The following is a 23,287-nucleotide window of genomic DNA, read 5'->3' on the forward strand; positions in this document are numbered from 1 at the left end:
GTCCACACACGAGTTGTTGGAGTACTCGTCATAAATTTCAACGATACACTCATTTTAATGATGAGCTTAACCGCTTGCAGGGATAACAAATGCACACTTTGCAACTTCCGTTAATCACAGTGGCAAACAAAAAGTCACTGCTAAACTCGATATTAGTCACCACACTATTATTGTTTTCAATTTTTCTCGGTGGATGCCAAGACCATAAAACTGGTCTTGCGTTAGGTACCTTAGAGCGAAACAGGATTGCTCACACAGCCACTGTTAATGAGGTGGTCACTCGATTACCTATTGCTCAAGGAACTTTGGTAAAAAAAGGCGATGTACTGGTGCAATTAGATGATCGTCAACAACGAGCCTCAGTGGCTAAAGCAGAGGCGTCTGTAGCAGAAGCTCAAGCAAATTTAGACAAACTTAGAAATGGAGCACGCCCAGAAGAAGTTGCCTCTGCCAGTGCAAAATTAGAAGGTGCACAAGCGGCATTAACCGAAAGTGAATCAGCTTACCTTAGAGCTAAAAACCTGATTTCCCAAAAGTTAGTCAGTCAGGCAAACGTCGATCAGGCCCGCGCCACTAGGGATGCAAATGTTGCGGCTGTGCACGAAGCAGAAGAAGCCTTACTTTTGCTTACCAATGGTACACGTCCAGAAGATTTAGAAATGGGCAAAGCTAACTTGGCCATAATGCAAGCCGCACTGGCCAGTGAAATCAAAAAACTAGAAGATTTAACCATTGTTGCCACTCGGGATGGTCGACTCGATAACCTGCCTTGGAATTTAGGTGAGAGAGTCACCATGGGCAGTCCCGTTGCTATTGTGCTGGCGGGTGAAGCGCCCTATGCGCGCATTTATGTGCCAGAACCCTATCGCGTAAAAATAAAAGCTGGCGATACTTTACCAATTCACGTGGATGGCCTATCAGAGACGATCAATGGCACAGTGCGCTGGATTTCGATAGAAGCGGCATTCACGCCCTATTATGCATTAAATCAAGAAGAAAGAGCACGTTTGATGTATTTAGCAGAAGTACAATTACCCGTTGAATACGCAGATCTTCCCAATGGTATTGCAGTACAAGTTGAACTTCCATGACAATGAAAGCGTCTCCTGAGTGGGTTATACAGGCGAAACAATTAAGTCGTCATTTTGACGATTTAAAAGCGATTGATCAGCTCGATCTTAATGTGGAAAAAAGCACTATTTACGGTTTTTTAGGGCCAAATGGTTGTGGCAAAACCACCGCAATTAGAATGCTAACAGGATTATTAAAACCGACCTCAGGAGAAGTAAGAGTATTGGGCTTGGAGCTGCCACATAATGCCGAAAAACTGCGCTTAAAAATGGGCTACATGACGCAAAAGTTTTCTTTATATAACAATCTAACCGTTAAAGAAAATCTGCAGTTTATTGCCAAAATATACGGCATTTCTGGTTTGCCGCAAAAACAACGGATTAGTGAATTGTTATCTGTTTATGGTTTGGATCAAAAGCAACAACAGTTAGCAGGAAGTTTAAGTGGTGGACAGCGTCAACGCCTAGCGTTGGCGGCTGCAACATTACATAAACCGCAATTACTCTTTTTAGATGAGCCAACGTCTGCAGTTGATCCTCAGAACCGTCGTGAATTTTGGGAGCAGTTGTTTGATTTGTGTGAACAAGGCACCAGTATTTTAGTCTCAACCCATTATATGGATGAAGCAGAACGCTGCCATAAACTGGCCATATTAGAAAATGGTCTGAAGCGCGCAGATGGTAGCCCTGAAGCGTTAATGAACGACATGGCAGCGCATGTGGTAGAAATAGAAGCAGCAGGTATCCGTCAATTAAAACAACAAATCATAGCACTCCCCAATGTTATCACCGCCGCTCAATTAGGCGCGAGACTGCGTGTATTGGTAAGTGATTCAGTAAATGATGCCCGCGGTTATTTACAGCAACACACGGGAATTGCGAATGACAAACTCAACTTGGTACGCCCAAGTTTGGAAGATGTATTTATTACCTGCACGGGTGGTGGCAGACAATGATTACTAGCCTGTATCGCATCCAAGCTATTTTCTTTAAAGAGTTGACGCAATTAAAACGCGACAAAATGACCTTTGGGATGGTGATAATGATTCCATTGGTGCAGTTGTTGTTATTTGGTTACGCCATTAATACCAATGTTAGACATATTCCAGTGGCGCTAGTTGACCATAGTCAGACAGCCTTGAGCAGAGCTTTAGTACAAACCGTTTCAGCAACTCAAGTGGTCGAATTTACCGAGCAGTACGATGACATTGACAGTGCGCAAAAGGCCATGGAACGCACAGAGGTACGGGCTATTTTATTTATTCCTCATGACGTTAGTCAGCGTTTAGCCCGTAGTGCTAGTATTGGTTTTGGGTTACCCGCCTCAAGTGATGAGGAAACGAGCCGCCCAGTCGCGCAATGGGTGGTAGACGGTTCAGACACCATGATTGCCAGTTCAATCAAAAGTTTACGTTCCATGCCCTTGGTTGAATTGCTGCGCCGGCCGGTCAATCGTTCAACGCCAACCTTTGAAGTAACCTTGTTTTATAACCCTGAACAACGGACAGCGGTCAATATAGTGCCAGGCTTGCTAGGGATTATCCTCACCATGACCATGATTATGTTCACCTCTGCAGCCATTGTTAGAGAGAGTGAGCATGGCAATATGGAAATGTTAATCACCACGCCAATTAAACCCATCGAATTAATGCTAGGTAAAATTATTCCCTACATTTTTATCGGTTTGGTGCAAGTGGTGATCATTTTAGGCTTAGGATATTATGTTTTTGACGTGCCAGTAAACGGCGGATTACTGCCTTTATTTGGTGTCACTCTTTTGTTTATTGCAGCAAGTCTAGTGCTTGGGCTGGTCATCTCAACCATTGCCGTCAATCAATTGCAATCAATGCAAATGACCATATTCATCTTACTGCCTTCCATATTGCTATCAGGGTTCATGTTTCCTTATGAAGGCATGCCAGAAACGGCGCAATACATTGCCGAAGCGTTACCCGCCACGCATTTTATGCGACTAATTCGTGGGGTTATCCTCAAAGATGTGGAATTTACTGACATGACCTTTGATGTTTATTGGTTATTACTTTTTACCTTATTGGGGCTGCTAATTGCGTCATTACGGTTTAAGAAAAACTTAGACTAACCGCCTTTGCAAAATGACTTAGACCTAACAAGACCCGCTATTTAAAAACGAAATTAACCTTATTTGCTGTCTGATTTGGACGGGCTTTGCGGCGCTGAACGCTCACCCTCCCCCTCATTTTGTGATAAGGAAACCGGAATCGGCTTGCTCGCTTCCCCTGAATACAAACTCAAATGAGGGAATGGAATTTCTATGCCGTTTGCATCGAATACTTGCTTGATTTGTTGATACATTTGGTTTTTTAACAGCAAGAAGTTTTCTCTTTTAGTCCAAACTGAAAATTGAATATCAATTGAGGAAGAACCAAAACCTAGCAGAATAAATAGTGGAGCAGGCTCACTCAAGCATAGCGGATTTTTGTCCGCTAGCTCGGCCAATATTATTTTCACCTGTTCAATGTCTTCTTTGTACGCAATACCCACTTTGAGATCAGCTCGACGAATTGGAAATCGGGTTAACGTGGTCACTTGAGCTTTGATCATGGACTCATTTGGCACTCGAACAAACAGGTTATCGTAGGTGCGGATTTTGACGGAAAGCAAATCAATCGATATGACCTCTCCGGTTGTTTCATCCACGCGAATAACATCACCAATAGAAAACGGCCGCTCCATCATCAAAAAGAGTCCGCTAATCAGGTTAGACGCAGATGTTTGAGAAGCAAAACCAATCGCCACACTCAAAATACCGGCTGCCCCTAACACCACACTGAGATCAAAGCCGAGCTCTCTCAAAGCAGAAATAAACATTAACACCATGACACCGTAAAAAATACCACGGCGTAATAGCACTTGACCGTGTTTTGTCATGTTTGCGACGTTAAAACGAGCAACTAAATTACTCAAAGACTTGGCTAATAAATACCCCAAGACTAATATAATTATGGCTTTTACCACGTCAAATGCGGGCAACATATCTGAAAAAATCGTGCTTTCACTTAGTTCTTTCATCGGATTCAATTCTCGGGTTTAAGCTAATTAATTAAGCTTGCAATAGAAGACAAAAAAGACGACTTTTTACTCAACTCACGGGATTCAGACACCAATTCCATTAACTGGATCTTATCTGGAGGGGAATGACGAACATGTGAAACTGATTTGGTATGCTCTAAACGCTGCATAATAGAAACTTGGTCTGTCCAAAACTCGCCGTCCTGATTAACATATAATTTAAGTGCTGGAACTGGCAAATTTAATTTATCAATAGTTAAAGGTTTTTCTTGGGCATTTTTAATTGTCACCATGGTTGTCGCACGATGAGAACGTTTTTCCAAGCGTTTAATATCCATTTTTGCATCTGTATATTTTGAATAACACAGGTCCCCTTCCATTGTAGAAGGCCCAAACCAGGAATCAGATGGTCGCCAAAAGGGAATATCAGCCATTGGTAACGGATGGTTTGGTATTAAGATAGTCATCCACAATGGCGTACTGACAAAAACGTTGATCTGTTCTTCTGGTAAAACCACCAGCGGTCGGCTCGGCCTTACCACCATTGCCCTATCGGCCAGTGAGGGTTCAATTAACAGCGTTTCGCTGGTATTTTCCAGCAAATAACGCGAAAACTCGACATCCTCAAAGCTTTCATTTGAAATTGATTTATCTGTAGAAATAGGTAAATCAATTTCAGCGGTCGTTTCGTGGTTCCATATTGTCCACTCACCTTGACCACGCTTTATGGCAATTAAACGTTCTCTAATTCGCCAACATTTTGTCTCTGAAAGTGCGAATGTAAACTCTCCCCACCAAGGTAATTGTTTTTTCATAATAGCTACTTTACGTTACCCTTTATTTTCGTGGGGCTGAATTAATCCAAGATAATTCAGTTTACTGCTAAAAACGATTTACTCAAAATTGTATTGTTTGATTTAGTGTCGGAATCGTTGCCTGCCAACCGACTTTTTTGAACGCCGCTTGCAATGTTTGTTTCGCTTTATCCTCACCATGAACTAGAAATAGTTGTGGTTTTTTAGTGGTGAACCCTAGCGCCCATTGGATTAACTGAGTTTGACTCGCATGGGCTGAAAAGCCTCCCATAGTATGAATTTGTGCTTTGACGGCAATATTTTCCCCCGCTATTTTATAGGTTTTAGCACCATCAACCAACGCCCGGCCTGGCGTGCCAATCGCTTGAAACCCAACAAAGATTACATGGGACTGATTACGCCATAAGTTATGTTTAAGGTGGTGACGTATTCTGCCGCCATTACACATGCCACTGCCAGCAATAAAAATCGCCCCTCTGTCAATTTGATTCAACGCCATAGACTCTTCAGTGCTGCTTGAGTAGCGCAGCACAGGCAGAAATTTATGTAAACTTTGTTGATTGTTTTCCCCTCCCATAGCGGAACGATCTTGTTCATTGAAAATGTTCTGATAACGGTGATAAATTTCCGTTACCGCAATAGCCATTGGACTGTCTAAAAATACCGCTTGTTGCCTTAACTTGCCTTTTTGATACAACTCGCCGAGTCGAAATATAATTTCTTGAGTCCTGCCAACAGCAAACGAGGGAATTAAAATATTGCCACCATTTTCAGAAGCCTCTTCAATCACGTCTTCAAACTCTTGCAACGTCTCTTCCATAGAGCGATGGTCTCGGTCACCATAAGTGGATTCCAGCAACAAAACATCAGCCGAATAAACTAATTCGGGATCGTTTAACAAAGCAGCTTGTGAGTTTCCAAGATCACCGGAAAATACTAATTTTTTAGGACCTCCCTGCTCGTCTATAAATACTTCGACAATAGCGGATCCGAGAATGTGACCGGCATCTAGAAAATGAACAGTCACATTCTCGGCTACATCTCGTTTTTGGTGGTAACTAATGCCAATACAGACATCTAAAGTGGTTTCCACATCTTGCAAATTATAGAGTGGCTCAATTTCCTCTTTACCGGCACGGCGTCGACGTTTGTTTTCCCATTCAACATCGCGCTGCTGTAATGATGCCGCATCTTTGAGCAACACTTCGATCAACTCTTTAGTTGCCGAAGTCATATAAATTGGACAGCTTAAACCTTGAGAAACGAGCAATGGCAAACGACCAGAATGGTCTAAATGGGCATGGGAAAGCACCACTGCATCCAACTGACTGACATCAAAAGGTAAAGGTTTTAAGTTAGCCTCTTCCTCTTCGCGTCTACCCTGAAATAAACCGCAATCCAGTAAAACCTTGCTATTGCCGGTTTGTAGCAAATACATAGATCCTGTTACGCCTTCGATAGCACCATAAAAAGTCAGTTTAGCCATGATTCTCTCCGTTATTATTGTGCAGCTAGGTCATCCACCTCAGATGTCGCAGGCGCAGCAGAGCTTGCTAGTTTAAGTTGTAACCCGTGAATTCGAGTCAAAGCTTTAAACCACTGTTGGACAAATCGTAATATTTCAGCCAAACAATCGATTGATTCAGACATTTGCGCGACAGAAATGTGCGCCCGCGTGCCCTCAACGATTAGCTCAGCCTTAAACTTGTCATGTTCAATTTGAAGTTGATTGAAATGTGTTGCCAATGATTCAGCATTTTGTGATTCACCTGAACGGCTAATATTAATTAACGTCTGTACCCGCTCAGCGTACTGTATGAAATGTTGATCCGTTGATTTACTGGCTGAATAGTCCCGCGTTTGCATTTGCTGAGCTAATCGTTCAATGGATACTGCGCAACTCAAAAAATATTGATCGATACGCATTAAAGTGGCGAGATCTTCGATAGTATCCTGGCCTAACGCTTCAGTCTGAATATTCACAATAAAACGCGACACTTCCGATGAAAGGGATTTTATAACGTTAAGTTCATGGATTAATTCGTGACTATGAGCGGAGTTTGGCGTGATTGATTTACCATAAAGGACAGCGATTTTGTCGGCAACTGAGAGATTCTCCAATAGTAGTGCATTCACTGCTAATACTGGTGTTTGTGCAATGGTTTTATCTAGATACTGAGGATGGGAAGCTTTTTCTTCCCAGCTAAGAAAACGTGCTTCTAAAAACTTGGCTAAGCGATCGTTAAAGGGATATACCAACAATACGCCGAGTATATTAAACACACTATGAAATAGCGCTAATGAAATGGCTGGATCAGCGCTAAGTTCTAAACTATTGGTGATAACCTCGATTAAATAGAACAAAACAGGTAACAGTAACAGCGCTACGATCGCCGTTGCGCCATTAAAAATGACCTGTGCAGCCGCCACCCTTTTAGCATTCGATGTAGCGCCAATCGCAGCCAACAACGCAGTAGATGTAGTGCCAATATTAGCGCCAATAACCATTGCTCCGGCGGCATAAATCCCTACCATTCCGCTTGATGCTGCAGTGATAGTCAGTGCAATTGATGCACTTGAGCTCTGGGTCAAAACGGTCATCACTATGCCGACCAACAAAAAGAGCAAAATACCGCTAATACCCTCAGCTGAAATTTTACTAATGTCTAAAGTTAGAACAATGCCTTCAAACGCACCTTTTAGCGTATCGATACCAATAAAAAACAATCCAAAGCCAACTAATGCAATACCAAATGAGGCGGCCTTTCCTTGCTGTTTAATCAGCTTCAATAACATTCCAAAACCAATCATAGGTAATGCAAATGCATTAATATTAAGATTAAAACCAATTAGCGCGACTAACCAGCCAGTCATCGTTGTACCGATATTAGCGCCGTATATAATCCCTAACGCCTGTCGCATGGTAATAAGACCGGCATTAACGAATCCTAAAGATGCTACTGTTACAGCACTAGAGGATTGCACTACTGCAGTCATAAAACAGCCAGAGTAGATCCCCCGTAAGGGTGTACTGCTCCAATGTGAAAGCAGCTTTCTTAGTGACGTTCCCGCCGCAAGTTTTAACCCATCAGTCATCATGCCAATGGCTAACAAAAACAGACCTAAGCCGCCAAAAATTGTCCCTGCCAACACTACTGATTCCACTAAACACCTATCCTTTCGCTAAGCTTTTCAAGCAATTAAAGACTATTTAAAGCATAGTCACTGATTTAAAAAACTCTGCAAATAATCAGTTTATTTTTGCTTTCATTGACGTTATTTGGCTTCATTAACTAACGCTTTTTCAGCGCCGGTAAAATATTGAACAGTTGTGCAAGCCACGACATCACCAAGTACATTTACTGAGGTTCTACACATATCTAAGATACGGTCGACCCCAAGTATCAATGCTATTCCTGCTGCGGGTATGCCAACACCTTCAAGTACCATACTTAAGATGATGATTCCGGCACCTGGGGTTGCTGGTGATCCAATTGATGCTGCAACTGACATTGTTACTATGTAAAGATAACTGGAAAGGCTCAAATCGACTTGGAAAACCTGCGCCAAAAACACGGTCGCGACGCCTTGATACATAGCAGTCCCAGTCATATTGATTGTTGCGCCTAATGGAATGAGGAAACGAGCTATTTCTGGATTAACATGCAGCTTATCTTCAGTAACTTGTAAACTAATTGGCATCACGGCAGCCGAACTACTGGTTGAAAAAGCCAGCAATAATAATTCTTTGACGTTACTAAAAAATTCACGAAACGACTGTGTCATCGTTAACTTAGCTACCATGAAATACATTACAGCTACAATTATCAGGCCCAGTACCACAGTAGCTACATACACCGCCATGCCGGCCAACACATCAATTCCTAAATTAGCCACTAATCGAGTAATTAAACCAAAGACCGCAATAGGCGCTAATAACATCGCCCAAGATACAATCCGTAAGCTCACTTCTTGCAATGCCCCCATTAAATCAAACAGAGGTTTTGATTGTTGTGCAGGGATCGACAGCATGGCAGCTCCTAACAAAGCGGCAAATAAAATTACCTGCAACATTTCCCCAGAGGCCATAGATGCTAGCGGATTTTTAGGAATCAACGCAGACACTTTTTCGGGTAACTCAGACATAGCAGGAAAACCTTGCACGTTAGAGTTAGCGGCTGTTGAACCAACGTCCACTAACATTCTTGCGTCAACAAACTGTCCGGGTTGAATATTTAGTGCCAAAGTGATGCCAACTGTCGCCGCCACGGCGGTGGAAATCACAATAAAGATAAGGGCAATAAGACCATTCTTTTTAATCGCCGCGGGATTATTATTAGCCGCTAACCCACGCACAATCGATGCAACCACGAGAGGCACAACGATCATTTGAATAACGGCCAAAAACACTTGGCCCGGTAACGCTAGCCAAGCAGTAATGGTTTTCACTGTATTGGGTGCGATTAAATCTAAATCTGGTCCTAGGAGCACGCCAAAAATCACTCCCAAGAACAGAGCAATCAGAACTTTTAGCCATAATCTGCCATTGATCAAGCGGTCAAAGTGATCTGCCAAATTTTTAAGTGAACCGCTAAATATCTGAGTCATATTTACTGTCGAACGATGAGCACATCAACAGTCAATCGAGTTAGAATTTTCTCTGCTGTATTACCGATTAATAAACCTTTAATCCCCTTGCGTCCTACGTTGCCTAACACCACCAGATTTGCTTTCATTTTGCTGGCAACTGAGGGTATCAACACATGTGGCGAACCGGCCTCAATTTTCACTGAATATTCTGTGAAAACATCCATTTCCTCGGCAATTTTTTCTAGTTTGGCTTTTGATAATTTACCTTTCTTGAGCATAACTTCACCCGGTTCAGTAATATCAAATTCCTGTTTAATCCGTGGGATTGGAATCACACCTAAAAGCGACACATCTGCAGATAACTGGTTTGCAAGCTGAGCAGAAGTAGTAAGCACTTTATCATTCAATTCTTTTTGCGCGGGGGTTCTGGTGAAAATATCAACGGTTCCTAACAATTTAAGTTGTCCGCGCCAGCGATTATCACCACATAGTAGGACGCTAGATTTAATTGGACCTTTAAGCGCGGCTTTAATCAGTGAAAAGTCCAATAATTCACGACCTAATTGGGGTCTGTGCAGGAATGTAGTATCGAATTTATTGCTGCTTAGGGTTTTGAAAAGTACTTCTTCTCGCTCAGATGCCGACTTAACTATTTCAAGGAGGATCGTCGATTTGCAAGCATCTTTCACTTCGTTGTTTATTAGGGTAGTTAACGCTTCTGCATTAGAATCTAGCACATTGCTTACGATATAAAGCACAGTAATACTTTCAGGTGCAAATTTTAATGCTTTATCCAACATTGGCTTGACGCTTTCTTCCCTTTCAACAACAACTAAAATGTGTTTCATAAACATTCCTCGATTTAAAATTTATTGATTAGCCTTCATAGAGTTATAGTACAAATACTATCTAATCTAAACCTAAGCATAGTTTAAATCTGCGCCAATTAACTGATCCACATCAAGGACCATTGAATTAAAGGAAGGAAATTTGGACTCTCTGTGATCAGAAGATCAGGTTTACGGATGAATGGTCAAAAAAGGGGAATCTAAATACCTTAGTATTCGATCCTAAGTAACTTTCGAGCACTCTTCTCCATTTCGAAAAAATTAGCTCTATAGTAAACGCAAAAATGCATTAAAGTAATGATTGCACATTGCTGAATCAGCAAGAGCGTCTAATTAAATAAAGCTGTTCTACAGATCAATGCTCTTGTGCGGTTAGAGCTTACTTTGCTGCCAGTTTTCAATATAAGTCTGTTCTTTTTTGGTCTTTTCGAGAATCACAACAATAACATTCTCACCAATAATTTTTACCGCATCAGAGTGTGGCCATGAATGCGACTTAATAATGTATTCCATCGCCATCTTCACGTCTTTCTTTGCATTTTCTGTATTATAGGATTCCAAATGATAAAAAGAGTAATTCTGATTTATTTTTAATAGTGGCTCTAGCTTCACGTACATTGACGCGGCATTCCAAGTAGCATTTGTAGAATATTGATGAAAAGGTGACCAGTAGCCTCTCATGTCATCACCATCATAATCACCATGAAATTTTTTAAGATTTTATAGTTCACCAACCTGAATTAGCTTATAGCTTCGTTCGTATGAAAAGTCTTCACTTTGCTCAAGACGAGCAATGATTCTATTCACAAAACTGAAGTCATAGTGGTTTTGTTTAACCATATCTTTCTGCTGGCTTAAATCATAAACCCAAAAGCTATAAAACAATACTGCGCAAGCGATTAAAATAGGAATTCTGCACTTCGGACTGCAGTCAATAGGGAGCATCATGAAGAAAAACAAATAGAAGTATGAGATTCCAAAAGAAGCAAACCTATAATAATAAAAACCCTCGTCCGCTGAGAGAAGAAATTGGGTCTTTGTTGCAAATAACATCAGAAAACATATAACTCCTAAAATAAATGAACGGACTAGAAAGATGTTTAATCTCTGCCTTATACCTAGCTTGATGAGCAAGGTTATCCCACCGACAATGGATATGGTTAATGCCAATAATTTCAGATAGAACGGAAAATAAGGCTGAGAAATGACAAGTTGTCGAATGGAAGACTCAACTACTTCTTCTAATCGTTCAGGTATATCGGCAATTTGCAAACTCTCCAACTGATAAGCACCTGTTTCTAACCACTCGAGCTGATCGCACAAGACTAAAGAAACCTTATAAAAAATCGCACCGAAAACGAAAATTGAAGATAAAGAAGCAATAGCTATGAGATTTTCCCTTAGTTTTTTTTCTTCATAAAAATTGACTAATCTGACGATCACTACCCCACAGAATAATACTGCATATGTGTTGATTGAAGCTTGATAAGTCGCCATCGACAACATGAACAAAATAGCCCCTGAAGCTATCGAGACAAAAGACACTCTTAACGAACCAACCAGCATGGAAGCAATAACAAGAAGTTGTGCAGCAGGGAAAACGTGGCTCATGAATGTGTAATAATGATGGGCACTAACAAAAGGAATTATACTCACCAATAACCCAGCTACTAGGTAGCGACTGCGACTGAATCGAGTTTTGCTATTTATTTCTAATAAATATGCTGCTAAAAGGCCACTAGAAACTTGAAATAAAATAGAAATTAACAGAATTAAAACGGGAATTTGCTTGAAAAAATTTAACGATAATATTGCAGTAACAAACCATCTGCCAAACCGTAATTGATCAAAAGGAGAAATGCCACTCATACGACCCTAGTCGTGATTTCCTATTGGAAACTGGGCGAAAGAGAATGAAAACACGAGTAGGTTAATTAGAACACAAGCCAAGAAAATCCATCTTAGTTCACATAACCTTGTATAAACCGTCACTAACGACATACTCAACTATCCCTAATTTATTAATAGCTCAGATTTTATTTGAACGCTAAACAATGTCCTTCTTGTGTTCTTTGTATTTTCGCTAGTAGGTATAAATTGACCTCTTATTTTCTCCCGACATAGCATCGCTCATACTTATATAGTTACTCTAAGTAGCATATTGAAATGTAAAAATAAGCACAATTCTTTCAATGAGGTTTTTCGTATCGACAAAAGGCTCATTATTGCCCTGCTATCTAACCGAAATGACAGTTTAACCACATTTCTGATTTGAAGGGTATTGTTATTATTGTTAATTCTAGAGCTTGAAAAAAGTAAAAGAAAAAAAACAATTAGTTGAATGATCACTTATGATTATAGAACGCTGCGTAGTTTTTAACAGGGTTTAACGAAAAAATAGGCTTCTAGATCTAGCAACTTAACATGAGATCTAATCCAATAAATGGAGTTGTATTAGCATGAACTACCGAAGGCTTTCTTTTCGATTAAGCAATAGTTTATCAAAAGTAAGTTTAATGGGCTTGTTCAAACATCCCAGCCTTTAATGAAAACAGTGTTATGTATTTACGGGCATTTAAGTTCGTATCTGGAAAACATTAATTATCATCGACTTATTTAACATGAATTAAAGAGCAGTTTAGCGTGTCAAAATCTAATGAAGGGATAACGAATTAATCGTCTTCCAGATACCGTTCGAACTCAGGCAAAGGTTATGTACTATTAAACCGTTGATATCTCAATAATCAGTGAAGATTAGGACGAATTATATGAATAAGATATCTCCAGCCTCACCAATGGTTTCATTACTGGCACCAATGTACAACGAGATCGAAGTTATAGATATTTTTTTCAAAGAAGTACACCGCTGTCTTGAAAATGTAAATGTGGATTATGAAATCATTTGTATAAATGATGGTAGTTCCGACGGAACATTTGAATGTTTAAAGCAACATTCGAAAACTAATCATCATATTAAAATAATAGATTTGTCTCGTAATTATGGCAAGGAAATAGCGCTTACAGCGGGGCTCGATTATGCGACTGGAGATGCTGTCATTCCAATAGATTGTGATTTGCAAGACCCCCCAGAAGTTATTTTAGAAATGATTGTGAAATGGCAGGAAGGATTTCAAGTTGTTTTGGCTAAACGCATTGACAGAAGTTCAGATTCTTGGCTTAAACGTTGGACTTCCCTAATTTTTTATAAACTGATTGATACTATGTCCGATATACACATTCCGAAAAACGTTGGTGACTTTCGTTTATTAGACAGAGTAGTTGTCGATGCACTTTGCAAGTTTAGAGAACGATCAAGATTTATGAAAGGCTTATTTGCGTCTCTAGGATTTAGAGAAGCCGTTGTTGAATATTCCAGAGCCCCAAGAGTTGCAGGCTCTACGAAACTGCATTATTGGAAACTTTATAAGCTCGCTTTAGACGGGATAATTTCGTTTACTTCATTGCCACTCAAAATTTGGTCCTACTTTGGTGCGTGTGTGGCATTGAGCGCTTTTTTTTAAGGAATATACCTAATTATTAAAACTATAACTTATGGTACTGATACCCCAGGATATGCTTCTTTAATGGTAGTTTTACTATTCATGAGTGGTTTAACGTTGTTATGTTTGGGTGTGATCGGAGAGTACTTGTCACGCATATTTATAGAAATTAAAAGACGGCCTCTATATATCGTAAACGAAACGGTTGGAATCCAAGTGACAAAAATTGATCGCTAAACAACTTACCCAACTACTTGTTAAATTTTTTAGCGTTGGATTAATTGCAACCTTAATACATAGTGGGATATTCACACTATGTATCGCGCTGCAATTAATGTCACCTCAATTGTCAAACTTCATTGCATACTGGGTTGCCCTAACTGTCTCATTTATTGGACATCAATATTGGACTTTTTCAGGTAATCAACAGAACAGTCAAAAGCACACCATTCTACGTTTTATCAGTGTGAGTTTCCTTGGTTATGCTCTCAATTCCCTTTGGGTATTAATAACAACTGATTCATTAAATTTGTCTGCTTATTATGCGTTAATTGGCATAGGTTTTTTGACCCCACTAATAACTTTTTCATTATTAAAATTATGGGTGTTTACTAATAGCCCCTCATAATTTTTAAACGATTTAATGATTCTAATGTTAAAGCTCTTTTCAACGCCGCTAAATCTTTAGGCAATTCTAGTACGAGGCTTAGAGCCAACAAACGCGATGATAATCGCAATGCTAAACGGCACTACCCTTTCCAAGAAATCCCCTGGTGTACTGGGTAACATGTAAAAGGTAACCGCGAATACAAACCCCGTTATCATCGCCAATAATGTTGCTTTAGGATTAATATCTCGATTACATAAACGCACAATAATTATTGGTCCAAAAGACGCGCCTAGCGCTACCCATGCAAAAATGGCTCTGCTAAATATCGCCTCAGGCATATACAAAGTCACTAACACTGAAAAAACAACGACCAACAAAATACTTAATCGTGAAATGGTCAATGAAGAAAAGCGAGAGCGTTTTTCTAACCCCAAATCATGAGCTACCACAGATGCACTAACTAATAACTGACTGTCAGCAGTAGACATGATGGCAGACAGCACTGCGGCGGTAATAACACCTGCAACTATAGGATGGAACAATTCGGTTGTTAGTACAAAAAACAGGTTTTCTGGATTATCTAATTGCATTTGTAATGCAAGTCCTGCAAGTCCAACGATCACCACTCCCAAATCGACGATAAGAAACCAGGCTGCGGCAATACGTCGCCCTGTCTTAATTGATTTTTCATCGCGCAATGCCATAAAGCGCAATAACATATGGGGTTGCCCCATAGAGGATACTGAAACGCTGAGATTACCAATAATGACACCTGCGGCTAATAAGGCAACATTCCCTCCAGTTAAACTGAGTTGTTCTGGCGTAGCAACCTCAATTAAGGTGGTGACAAAATCGATAGGGCCACCTAGTGCGACAACCGCGGCAATTGGCAGCGCTAATGTGGCGATTGCCATAATCGAGCCTTGCAGTGCATCGGTCATACTTACCGCCCAAAAACCGCCCAGCACAGTGTAAATAAAGATAATCAATGCACCAATTAATACGCTTTCGGTCATTGGCATATCAAAAGTCGCAGAAAACATATTACCCGCACCTTGGAATTGAGCTGCAACATACAAAGTAAAAGAAACGAGTATGATTATCGATGCGGTCACCACGATTAGCTTTTTAATCTGGCCGTTACTGCCAAAACTTAAGAAGTCGGTTACAGTTAAATCTTTTTGTTCAAGACTAGTGCGATAAAGCCTAGGAGCGAACCAATACCAGGATATGAACATCCCTAAAATACTTCCCAAGGCTAGCCAAATACCAGATATGCCTAGCACCATTACTACGCCACTAAAGCCAAGCAGTTTCCAAGCTGAAGAAGAACTAGCTGAGTAACTCACGGCGGCAACAAAAGGGCCTAATCCCCGTCCACCTAAGAAAAAATCATCACTGTTCTTAACACGTCGCTGTGCCCAAAAACCGATACCCAACAAGACTAATTTATATACAACTAGTACGACTAAAATATAACTTTGATTAGACACTGTTTACTGCTCCAGTATGCTTCGTATAATTGTATTGGGAATATAACTGTTATCCCATTCTTTACCCGGTGCCCAACTAAACCCACCGGTACGTAAAATAACCAAGTCCATGGATGGAATGATATACATCACTTGATTGCCGCTGCCGTCAAACATAAAGAGGTCATCAGCCAAATAGGGGTCGCTGTGGATAACACCAAAACCTGTGGCAGCGCCTACTTGTGCCCATGAACGTTTAGGAAAGTAGGGTTTCCCCAACCAAATATGTAATCCCATGGCAGGATTAGCAGGTGACGGCTCTAAATAGTCTTCCATCCAGTTTTCTGAAAACAACGATTGGCCATCTATTTCCCCACCGTTTAAAAGTAGTATCCCCATTCGCAACCAAGACTCTGAAGGCAATAACAAACAACAGCCACTGTGAGCGACACCTTGAGGGCGGTTGAGCATCACCTCTCCACCTTGCGCGTGAATAGGTTTAATCAGTGACTCAGACAAGTATTGGCCATAGGGTTTCCCCGTTGCCCGCTTGATTATTATCGCAATTAAATCAGACACCGCTTGGCTATAGTCATACTTGGTACCGGGTTCAGCAACCACTTCATAATCATTGATTATCACATCATCTGAATATCCTGAAATATAGGAACGCGTAAAATTGCTAAATGGGCTCATATCCAAGGTGTAGTACTTTTCAAATCCAGCTGCCATATGCAGTAAATTACGGATGCTGATGGTGGCTTTTTCTGTGCCTTGCCACTCAGTTATATAGGTTGATGCAGGTTCATCTAAACCAGCAATAAAACCATCTTTAATCGCTCTTGAAACCACTAAAGAGGCGACCATTTTTGCCATACTTTTGCCAACGATTAATGAGTTTTCATCCAGTCCCTGATAGTGCTCACGAAAACGTAATTTACCTTTATGCCAAATTAGCAAAGAAGTGCTGCGGCGCTCAGCAGCATATTCGCTCACTTGAGCAAGGGCTTCAGCGGGAATACTGCCCTCTCCTTCATTGACCACATCAAATAACTGTTGTGCATCACCAGCAACCATATATTCTGAGCCAGCCCAACCGGATTGAGGTAAAACCCCGTTACCAGTAGCAATCAGGTAATAACGCTTCCAAAAAAGAGGGTCTTTTAAATATAAGACACCGCCTACCAACATCACCAATGCTAAAAAGCCAATGAAAATCTTACCTATTGTCTTGCCCATATACTTTCTCCTGTCATCTATTTAGATGATATATATTCAAGATAATCAATTACTTGGTTTCGTTTTACTGGGTCCGATAAATCCGTTTGCTGATTCATTAAATTATCAGGGACAAAGTCTTTACCGTGAGATAAGAATTCAGATAAGTTGGCTCTGGACCAAAATAATCCGCCTTCCCCAGCACTGACCATGGCTTTTGAATAACGACCATATCCCTGCACGGTACCAGCTTGACGGTTAAACACTCCAACCAGATTTGGCCCTAATAAATGCTCTTTACTTTCAACGGCGTTATGACATTGAGTACACCATGACGCTGAACTCTTAGCTGCGGTTAAACTTTCTGTTGTAGGGAAAATCTCGGTACGAGGACGAGCAGGTATTAGCACTTCTTTTGATTCGACTAACACTGTCTCAGTTGCTTTAGCAACATGCCAAGGTGGCAGCACTTTAAACGCAAAGTAAGGTAGGTACATAAAGAACAAAATGAAGATGCTCAATACCGGGATATAAACCAAGCGTTTATGCTTAGCCCAACAAAACAATGCCAACGCAATAAGGTAATACATGGGTACAAGCACATAGGTACCAAAAGCGGCAATAGGATGGATAGAAGGTGGCTTAGGTAAATTAACCAATAAGTGCACTATGATAAGGATGGCAACTGCCACACCAGGTTTGACATGTTTACGTAAATGAGTGAACAAATACACAAATACAATGCCAGAAAATAACGCGGATGCCACATTACTAAATGCAGAATGCATGTAACCTGAGGTACTCCATGACCAATCTAAAAAATGCGGTAAGGGAAACACGCCTAACACTTTAGTCACTTCATCTTTAGCCCACGCTTGGCCTAAACCATACAACATGGCAAAAAACATAAAAATGAAAAACAGCGAAATGGCCGTTGTTGAAACCGAAGAAAAGGCATTTTTCAAACGCGTTGTGATCGATGCGCCAGGTCGTAAAAGCCAAATTAAAAACAGCACTAGGACCAATACGAACAAAGTAGCACCAATGCTAAGGTGAGCATGATGAATCGCATCCCGTTCAGCACTGCCACGAATGAGTCGCGGAGATACGCCTGACCACCACTGATGCCAAGCAAATAATACGTAAAACAACACTGAACAACACAAGCCTAGTTGTTCTAAAAAACCACCGAGTTTACTTTTATTATTCATAACTCACCCTGCTGATAAAATTTATTATTTTTATTCATATCTTTTACAATCACTATCGGTTGATATTTATTCTAAGACCTACACTTGGGTAATGCCCTAAAGAATTTAAACATTTACTTCCTTGTTATTGACGTACAACAAGGGCGTTTTTATTGCTTTTTTCTATGTTAGGAAATCCTGCTTCCTCTACTCTACTTGAGTAATCGCTTTGATGACTGAATTGGGTATAAAGGCATCATCAAAGTCAAATCGGACTGCGCCTACTCGAACAATTACTAACTGTTTTGACGGCACGATATAAACCCGTTGCCCACCAAATCCATCAAAAAAGACTAGGTCATCGGTTAAATAAGGAGCTGAGTGGATGACGCCAAACTTATCAGTAGGACGATAAGTACGCATAGGTTTGAACGGACTGCCTAACCAAGTTAAATAGCCATAATTAGGATTACTATTAGAAGCTTGGGTAGTTTTGTTGATCCATTCTTTTGAGATAACTTGCTGATCGTTAACCATACCTTGGTTGAGTAACAACAAACCAACAGCAAGTAAATCCACAGGTTTGGCAATTAAACAACAAAAGCCATGGACGCTACCATTTTCTCGATCTAGCCAAAGATCGGCAGAACTATTGGCTACTTTCGACCAGAGGTGCTGCTCAAGGTAAGATGCATACTTTTCTCCAGTGGCAGCTTCAATCACATCAATTAATAATTGCGGATTAGAGTTGTTATATTCAAACATTGTACCCGGCGCTCTAATTTGTTCTAACGAGCGAGCTACGGCAGAAATATCTTCACTGTACATTAATTTAGTACTGTGGGCGAAAATGCTATTGTCGATTGATAATGGCGGCAATGCCAAGCCTGAGTCCATGGTTAATAGATGTTCAATGGTAATTTGGCCATATGGCATATCAATCCATTGTCCAATGTATTTTGAAACAGGATCTTGAACCGATTCAATATCGCCCCGCTCTACTGCAATGCCCACCGCCAATGCCACAATTGACTTGTGGATTGAAAAGGTTTGCATATAACTATCTTCACTTTCACCTTGCCAAAACTTTTGCGCAACTAACTCACCGTTATGCCACACCAAAAACGCGCTACTGCCCATTTTTTCGGCGTAACTTAAGGATTCGGTAAAGCGAGTTTGTTGTTCACTTAGAGCCAAAGGTGAAATGCTAAGAGGATCTGGATTAGCTTTAGCTGCCATCGTAACCACAGGACTGAACCAATCAGTATCATGGATAGTATCAACACCTTCTAAGCTATTAACACGGCTGATATAAGTGTAATTCAGGCCAAATAATACGAGCAAAATTAGCAACAGGAAAGCAACTACATAAGCTAATTTTTTAATAACATTCTGCATACAAAAACCATCTCCAACAGATTTTTTAAATGGTCACTCTAGTTATCAACAAACCGGCTTTTGATGACCGGCTTGCGATAACTATACAGCGAGTTTCGCTATTTATCGTCAGAGATTAAAAACGGTATTCTGCAGAAACACCGATTCGACGTTGGTTACCCCAAGTTGGGACGATAGACACGAAATATGCGCTAGGAATGTAGAATGCGTTTGATACATATTCTTCATCTGTTGCATTTTTAACCCACAACTCTGCAGACCAATTCTCACCGGTCACACCACCACGTAGATTAAGTAATGTTCTAGAAGGCAAAGTGGCAATATTCGCTTCTGACATGTATTGCTCAGATTGACCAGTAAGGTCAGCACGTACGAAATATTCTAGATTGTCGTTAAACTCACCATCATACTGGGCACCGATATTCCATTGTGTATCAGAACTTCTTGGTAATGAATTTCCTCCTATATCACCATTGGCCGCACACACGATGTCATCACAAATTGCAGCTCGTGCTAAACGCTGAGAGATAGTTCCATCATCGTATTTAGCATTATTAAGTGCTAATCCGGCATTAACAGTAATTGCATCAGTTAATGCGTAAGTTACGTCCAACTCAAGACCTTTGGATGTTGCAGAGCCTAAATTACCGACAATAGAGGTTGTGAAAAAGCCGCCATTAATTGCCGCCTGACTCACTTGTAGTTCAGTCCAATCAATATAATAAACGGCAGCGTTGATTCGAAGATCGCCATCTAAAATAGTATTTTTTGAACCAATTTCGTAAGTGGTGTTTTCATCTGCTTGATACACTTTTTCGGAGTCTTCTAGGCCACCGCTAATTTCAGGGTTCAAGCCACCAGATTTAACACCTTGTGCAGCTGAAAAGTAAACGAGTTGGTTCTTGTTAATACTATAATCTGCTGTGAAACGAGGTGTAAAATAACTGTCTTCATAATCATCAGCTGTAGACTCATCGATATATGTGATGTTCTGCTTTTTAGTTTCGTCGGTATAACGACCTTCTACTGCTAACACTAATTTATCATCCATCAATGGTACGGCAACTCGTCCAAATAATGCGGTTGCTTCAGTAATGGTGATATTATTGTTGCGGCTGTCCGGATCCAAAGAATCTTCGGTAATTGGGTCTAAATTATCAGTATAAAGAGGAGCATAATAACCTGTTTGTCCTGTGTCTCTATCTTCACCATCGGAAGAATACACACCGAACATAGCATACACACCATTGTCAGCAGTGTATTCAGCTCTCAACTCATGAGAATCATAGTCAAAGCCACCTACAGGTAAAACGGTAAATGCATTCAGGAATGCTGGAATACCAAAAGGTGTCAAATCGGTGCCGGTAAGGGGCGATCTATCAGAAATACCCGCACTCATGGTTTCACCTTGAATATTGGCAAATTGATATGAAACGCTAAAGTTATTGGTCAGCTCGGCTGAAATCGAAGCTCTAAAAATTTCAGTTTCGGAGTCTAAAGCATAGGTTCTAGGGTCAATCAAAAAACCGGTTTCGGTATCAGTACCAAATTCAAGGGGTGTATCAGGCAACTCGCCACAATAACCTCGAACTGGACCACCAAATAAACTACCACCACAATTGTAATCACCAATTTCTAAACGAGATTGTGCTTTACCCTCAGTAAAAGAGTCAAAAGAATGATAGGCCATTTCAATATCAACAGTTTCGGTAGGTTTTGCCACTAAAGAAATGCTGTAGGTCTTTTTATCCCAACCACCCAAGCTATCATCAGTACCTGGACTGACACCGGCTTGTGCTGCTGGATGTGAATTTGTCCAATCACCATCATAGTCACTGTTGGTGAAATTGAATTTAACGGCTAGCTTGTCTTCAATGATTGGCACGCTAATGTTACCGGTAATATCACGACGACCGCCATCACCTACCACCAAACCGACTTCACCAGTCAGGCCGCCTAAATCAGCTTTAGAAGTAATGTAATTAATAGCCCCCATGAATGAGTTTGCACCATATAATGCGCCTTGGGGTCCTTTTACGACTTCGATACGTTCCATGTCCATTGCACCTAAATCAAGTGCATAATTTCTAGGGATATACACGCCGTCAACAAAGGTGGAAACGTTTTGTTCAAGTTGGTCTACGGAAAATTGGCTTGCACCACGAATAATGGGAGTACCGTAACCGCCATTGGAATAATCTTCAAAAGACAAACCAGGTGTAGACATGGCGACATCTTCTAGTTCTTCGATGCTTCGTTTGGCAATGTCTTCGGCACTAAACGCACTGATTGCCAAAGGCACATCTTGAATAGATTCGACAGCTTTTCGTGAAGTAACCATGATGACTTCAAGACCGCTCTCATCGTTTGTAACTTCTTGTGCGTTTGCTTGTGAAACAACTGATGAGCTCATCACAGAAGCAATGGCTAAAGATAAGGCTGTAACTTTAAATGTTATACTCATATTAGATCCCCGGTGCAGATATTTATTATTATAATTAGTAATTTAATTTAATTTAATTTGCGCCTCTTAAATGAAGCACTAAGTTATTACACAGCTTAGCCAAAATGCTCAATAATGACCCAACCACAGAATGACATTAACATATAACATTATAACCTACAAACATTTGTTTTAACCTAATAATACCCCCTGCAATTTGATATTTATCAATCAGTTACGAGTTCAAAATGAAATATTTTGTGGAAACTGAAAACCTCATAAAACGAGTAAAAAACACTTTTAATGATAATCTTAGAATAATTTAAAAAGTAAGCAATTGATAAGACAGGAAAATAAAAGGTGATATTATCAACAAATAAGTTTAATCAATCCCTCCCCTTAAATTGTTTCCCCAACAACATCTAATAACAAGAAGTTTGATTCAGTGGATTGGTAATTGATTTTAGTAATATAGAGGTGCCGATCAGCAAACAACAAAAATTTATAAAAACACTTTTTATAGCATTTAAAAGACAATAAAAACCGCGGGGCTAAAGCCTCCACCTACAAGAATGACCGAATAAAATGCATCACCGCTTTTTTGTAGCATGGCCTTTAGGCCATAGAAGGTATCTAAACCGCCACCTGTAGCATGGTCTTTAGGCCATGGACACCGAACACCAAACGCGGGGGCTAAACTCGGTAACATAGTATTTGGAATGATTTTGAACTAAAAGGTGACCCAAAAGGTGACCCAACGGTGTCTTTCAGTTCAATAAAGTAAGGATATTTTTAGATGGAAAATGCCTGAGAGTCAAGCAGAATAAGGGGAGCAGATTAATTGGTCGGTGTGAGAGGATTTGAACCTCCGACCCCTGACACCCCATTTCAGAGAGTTTAGAATAAGCACATATTAAAAATAATTCAAAAATACCTTTAATCAGCTATTTATACTGGCTTCTATCACATTTATTAAAAATTCCAACACGATTTACTTTTTCATTTCTATTCATTTCCTGTTATTTTAATTCACCTTACTGGCCCCTTTTTGGCCCCTTTTTGGCTCCTTTGATTTTTTGAAG

The 23,287-nt window shown here is 40.4% G+C and carries 19 protein-coding genes; 5 read left to right on the top strand and 14 right to left on the bottom strand.

Annotated features, from left to right (window positions below; translation table 11 throughout):
• Nucleotides 1-89 precede the first annotated feature (89 nt).
• Genes Q4567_RS06215 through Q4567_RS06225 form a run of 3 tightly spaced genes read left to right on the top strand, consistent with a single transcriptional unit; the run spans nucleotide 90 to nucleotide 3,171 of the window.
• Nucleotides 90-1,091, top strand: a complete 1,002-nt coding sequence (locus Q4567_RS06215) for an HlyD family secretion protein (protein WP_303499744.1) — start codon at nucleotides 90-92, stop codon at nucleotides 1,089-1,091.
• 2 nt (nucleotides 1,092-1,093) lie between these two features.
• Nucleotides 1,094-2,026, top strand: a complete 933-nt coding sequence (locus Q4567_RS06220; protein WP_303499816.1) for an ABC transporter ATP-binding protein — start codon at nucleotides 1,094-1,096, stop codon at nucleotides 2,024-2,026.
• Nucleotides 2,023-3,171 (top strand): ABC transporter permease, encoded by a 1,149-nt coding sequence (locus Q4567_RS06225; protein WP_216047012.1) that lies wholly within the window; start codon nucleotides 2,023-2,025, stop codon nucleotides 3,169-3,171. Before Q4567_RS06220 ends, Q4567_RS06225 begins: the two co-directional genes overlap by 4 nt.
• Before the next feature lie 59 nt (nucleotides 3,172-3,230).
• On the opposite strand, the gene Q4567_RS06230 is transcribed toward Q4567_RS06225, so the two are convergent.
• From Q4567_RS06230 to Q4567_RS06265, 8 genes are all read right to left on the bottom strand, one after another.
• Nucleotides 3,231-4,121 (bottom strand): mechanosensitive ion channel family protein, encoded by an 891-nt coding sequence (locus Q4567_RS06230; RefSeq protein ID WP_216047013.1) that lies wholly within the window; start codon nucleotides 4,119-4,121, stop codon nucleotides 3,231-3,233.
• 23 nt (nucleotides 4,122-4,144) lie between these two features.
• Nucleotides 4,145-4,936: a DUF432 domain-containing protein gene (locus Q4567_RS06235; RefSeq protein WP_216047014.1), complete on the bottom strand. Its 792-nt coding sequence runs from the start codon at nucleotides 4,934-4,936 to the stop codon at nucleotides 4,145-4,147.
• A gap of 82 nt (nucleotides 4,937-5,018) precedes the next feature.
• Entirely contained in the window at nucleotides 5,019-6,422 is a 1,404-nt protein-coding gene (locus Q4567_RS06240; RefSeq protein ID WP_303499745.1) for an MBL fold metallo-hydrolase RNA specificity domain-containing protein, read from the bottom strand.
• A gap of 14 nt (nucleotides 6,423-6,436) precedes the next feature.
• Nucleotides 6,437-8,101 carry a Na/Pi cotransporter family protein gene (locus Q4567_RS06245; protein WP_216047016.1) on the bottom strand — a complete coding sequence of 555 codons (1,665 nt, stop codon included), beginning with the start codon at nucleotides 8,099-8,101 and terminating at the stop codon, nucleotides 6,437-6,439.
• Between the two features lie 111 nt (nucleotides 8,102-8,212).
• Nucleotides 8,213-9,544 carry a dicarboxylate/amino acid:cation symporter gene (locus Q4567_RS06250; RefSeq protein ID WP_216047017.1) on the bottom strand — a complete coding sequence of 444 codons (1,332 nt, stop codon included), beginning with the start codon at nucleotides 9,542-9,544 and terminating at the stop codon, nucleotides 8,213-8,215.
• A gap of 2 nt (nucleotides 9,545-9,546) precedes the next feature.
• Nucleotides 9,547-10,374 (bottom strand): universal stress protein, encoded by an 828-nt coding sequence (locus Q4567_RS06255; protein WP_216047018.1) that lies wholly within the window; start codon nucleotides 10,372-10,374, stop codon nucleotides 9,547-9,549.
• Nucleotides 10,375-10,746: 372 nt separating this feature from the next.
• Nucleotides 10,747-11,055 (bottom strand): hypothetical protein, encoded by a 309-nt coding sequence (locus tag Q4567_RS06260; protein WP_303499746.1) that lies wholly within the window; start codon nucleotides 11,053-11,055, stop codon nucleotides 10,747-10,749.
• A 39-nt stretch (nucleotides 11,056-11,094) separates the two neighbouring features.
• Nucleotides 11,095-12,243 carry a glucosyltransferase domain-containing protein gene (locus Q4567_RS06265; RefSeq protein WP_303499747.1) on the bottom strand — a complete coding sequence of 383 codons (1,149 nt, stop codon included), beginning with the start codon at nucleotides 12,241-12,243 and terminating at the stop codon, nucleotides 11,095-11,097.
• A gap of 899 nt (nucleotides 12,244-13,142) precedes the next feature.
• On the opposite strand from Q4567_RS06265, the gene Q4567_RS06270 reads away from it, so the two are divergent.
• The gene (locus Q4567_RS06270; RefSeq protein ID WP_303499748.1) at nucleotides 13,143-13,895 is read left to right on the top strand and encodes a glycosyltransferase family 2 protein; all 753 of its coding nucleotides are present in this window, start codon (nucleotides 13,143-13,145) and stop codon (nucleotides 13,893-13,895) included.
• Between the two features lie 205 nt (nucleotides 13,896-14,100).
• Nucleotides 14,101-14,502 carry a GtrA family protein gene (locus Q4567_RS22245; RefSeq protein WP_368509175.1) on the top strand — a complete coding sequence of 134 codons (402 nt, stop codon included), beginning with the start codon at nucleotides 14,101-14,103 and terminating at the stop codon, nucleotides 14,500-14,502.
• A 56-nt stretch (nucleotides 14,503-14,558) separates the two neighbouring features.
• Here the strand turns inward: Q4567_RS22245 and Q4567_RS06275 are convergent, their stop codons facing one another.
• From Q4567_RS06275 to Q4567_RS06300, 6 genes are all read right to left on the bottom strand, one after another.
• Nucleotides 14,559-15,977, bottom strand: a complete 1,419-nt coding sequence (locus tag Q4567_RS06275; protein WP_303499749.1) for a sodium/proline symporter — start codon at nucleotides 15,975-15,977, stop codon at nucleotides 14,559-14,561.
• Between the two features lie 3 nt (nucleotides 15,978-15,980).
• Complete coding sequence (locus Q4567_RS06280) at nucleotides 15,981-17,195, bottom strand: serine hydrolase (protein WP_303499750.1); 1,215 nt, start codon at nucleotides 17,193-17,195, stop codon at nucleotides 15,981-15,983.
• Between the two features lie 17 nt (nucleotides 17,196-17,212).
• A complete protein-coding gene (locus tag Q4567_RS06285) occupies nucleotides 17,213-18,385 on the bottom strand; it encodes a cytochrome c family protein (RefSeq protein ID WP_216047023.1) in 1,173 nt (390 codons plus the stop codon).
• A 186-nt stretch (nucleotides 18,386-18,571) separates the two neighbouring features.
• Complete coding sequence (locus tag Q4567_RS06290; protein WP_216047024.1) at nucleotides 18,572-19,762, bottom strand: serine hydrolase; 1,191 nt, start codon at nucleotides 19,760-19,762, stop codon at nucleotides 18,572-18,574.
• Nucleotides 19,763-19,877: 115 nt separating this feature from the next.
• On the bottom strand, nucleotides 19,878-22,226 hold the full coding sequence (locus Q4567_RS06295; RefSeq protein ID WP_303499751.1) for a TonB-dependent receptor: 2,349 nt from the start codon (nucleotides 22,224-22,226) through the stop codon (nucleotides 19,878-19,880).
• 505 nt (nucleotides 22,227-22,731) lie between these two features.
• Nucleotides 22,732-22,914 carry a hypothetical protein gene (locus Q4567_RS06300; protein ID WP_303499752.1) on the bottom strand — a complete coding sequence of 61 codons (183 nt, stop codon included), beginning with the start codon at nucleotides 22,912-22,914 and terminating at the stop codon, nucleotides 22,732-22,734.
• Nucleotides 22,915-23,287: the final 373 nt, after the last annotated feature.

Source organism: Aliiglaciecola sp. 2_MG-2023 (assembly GCF_030548145.1).
In the GTDB taxonomy this organism is placed as follows: Bacteria; Pseudomonadota; Gammaproteobacteria; order Enterobacterales; family Alteromonadaceae; genus Aliiglaciecola; species Aliiglaciecola lipolytica_A.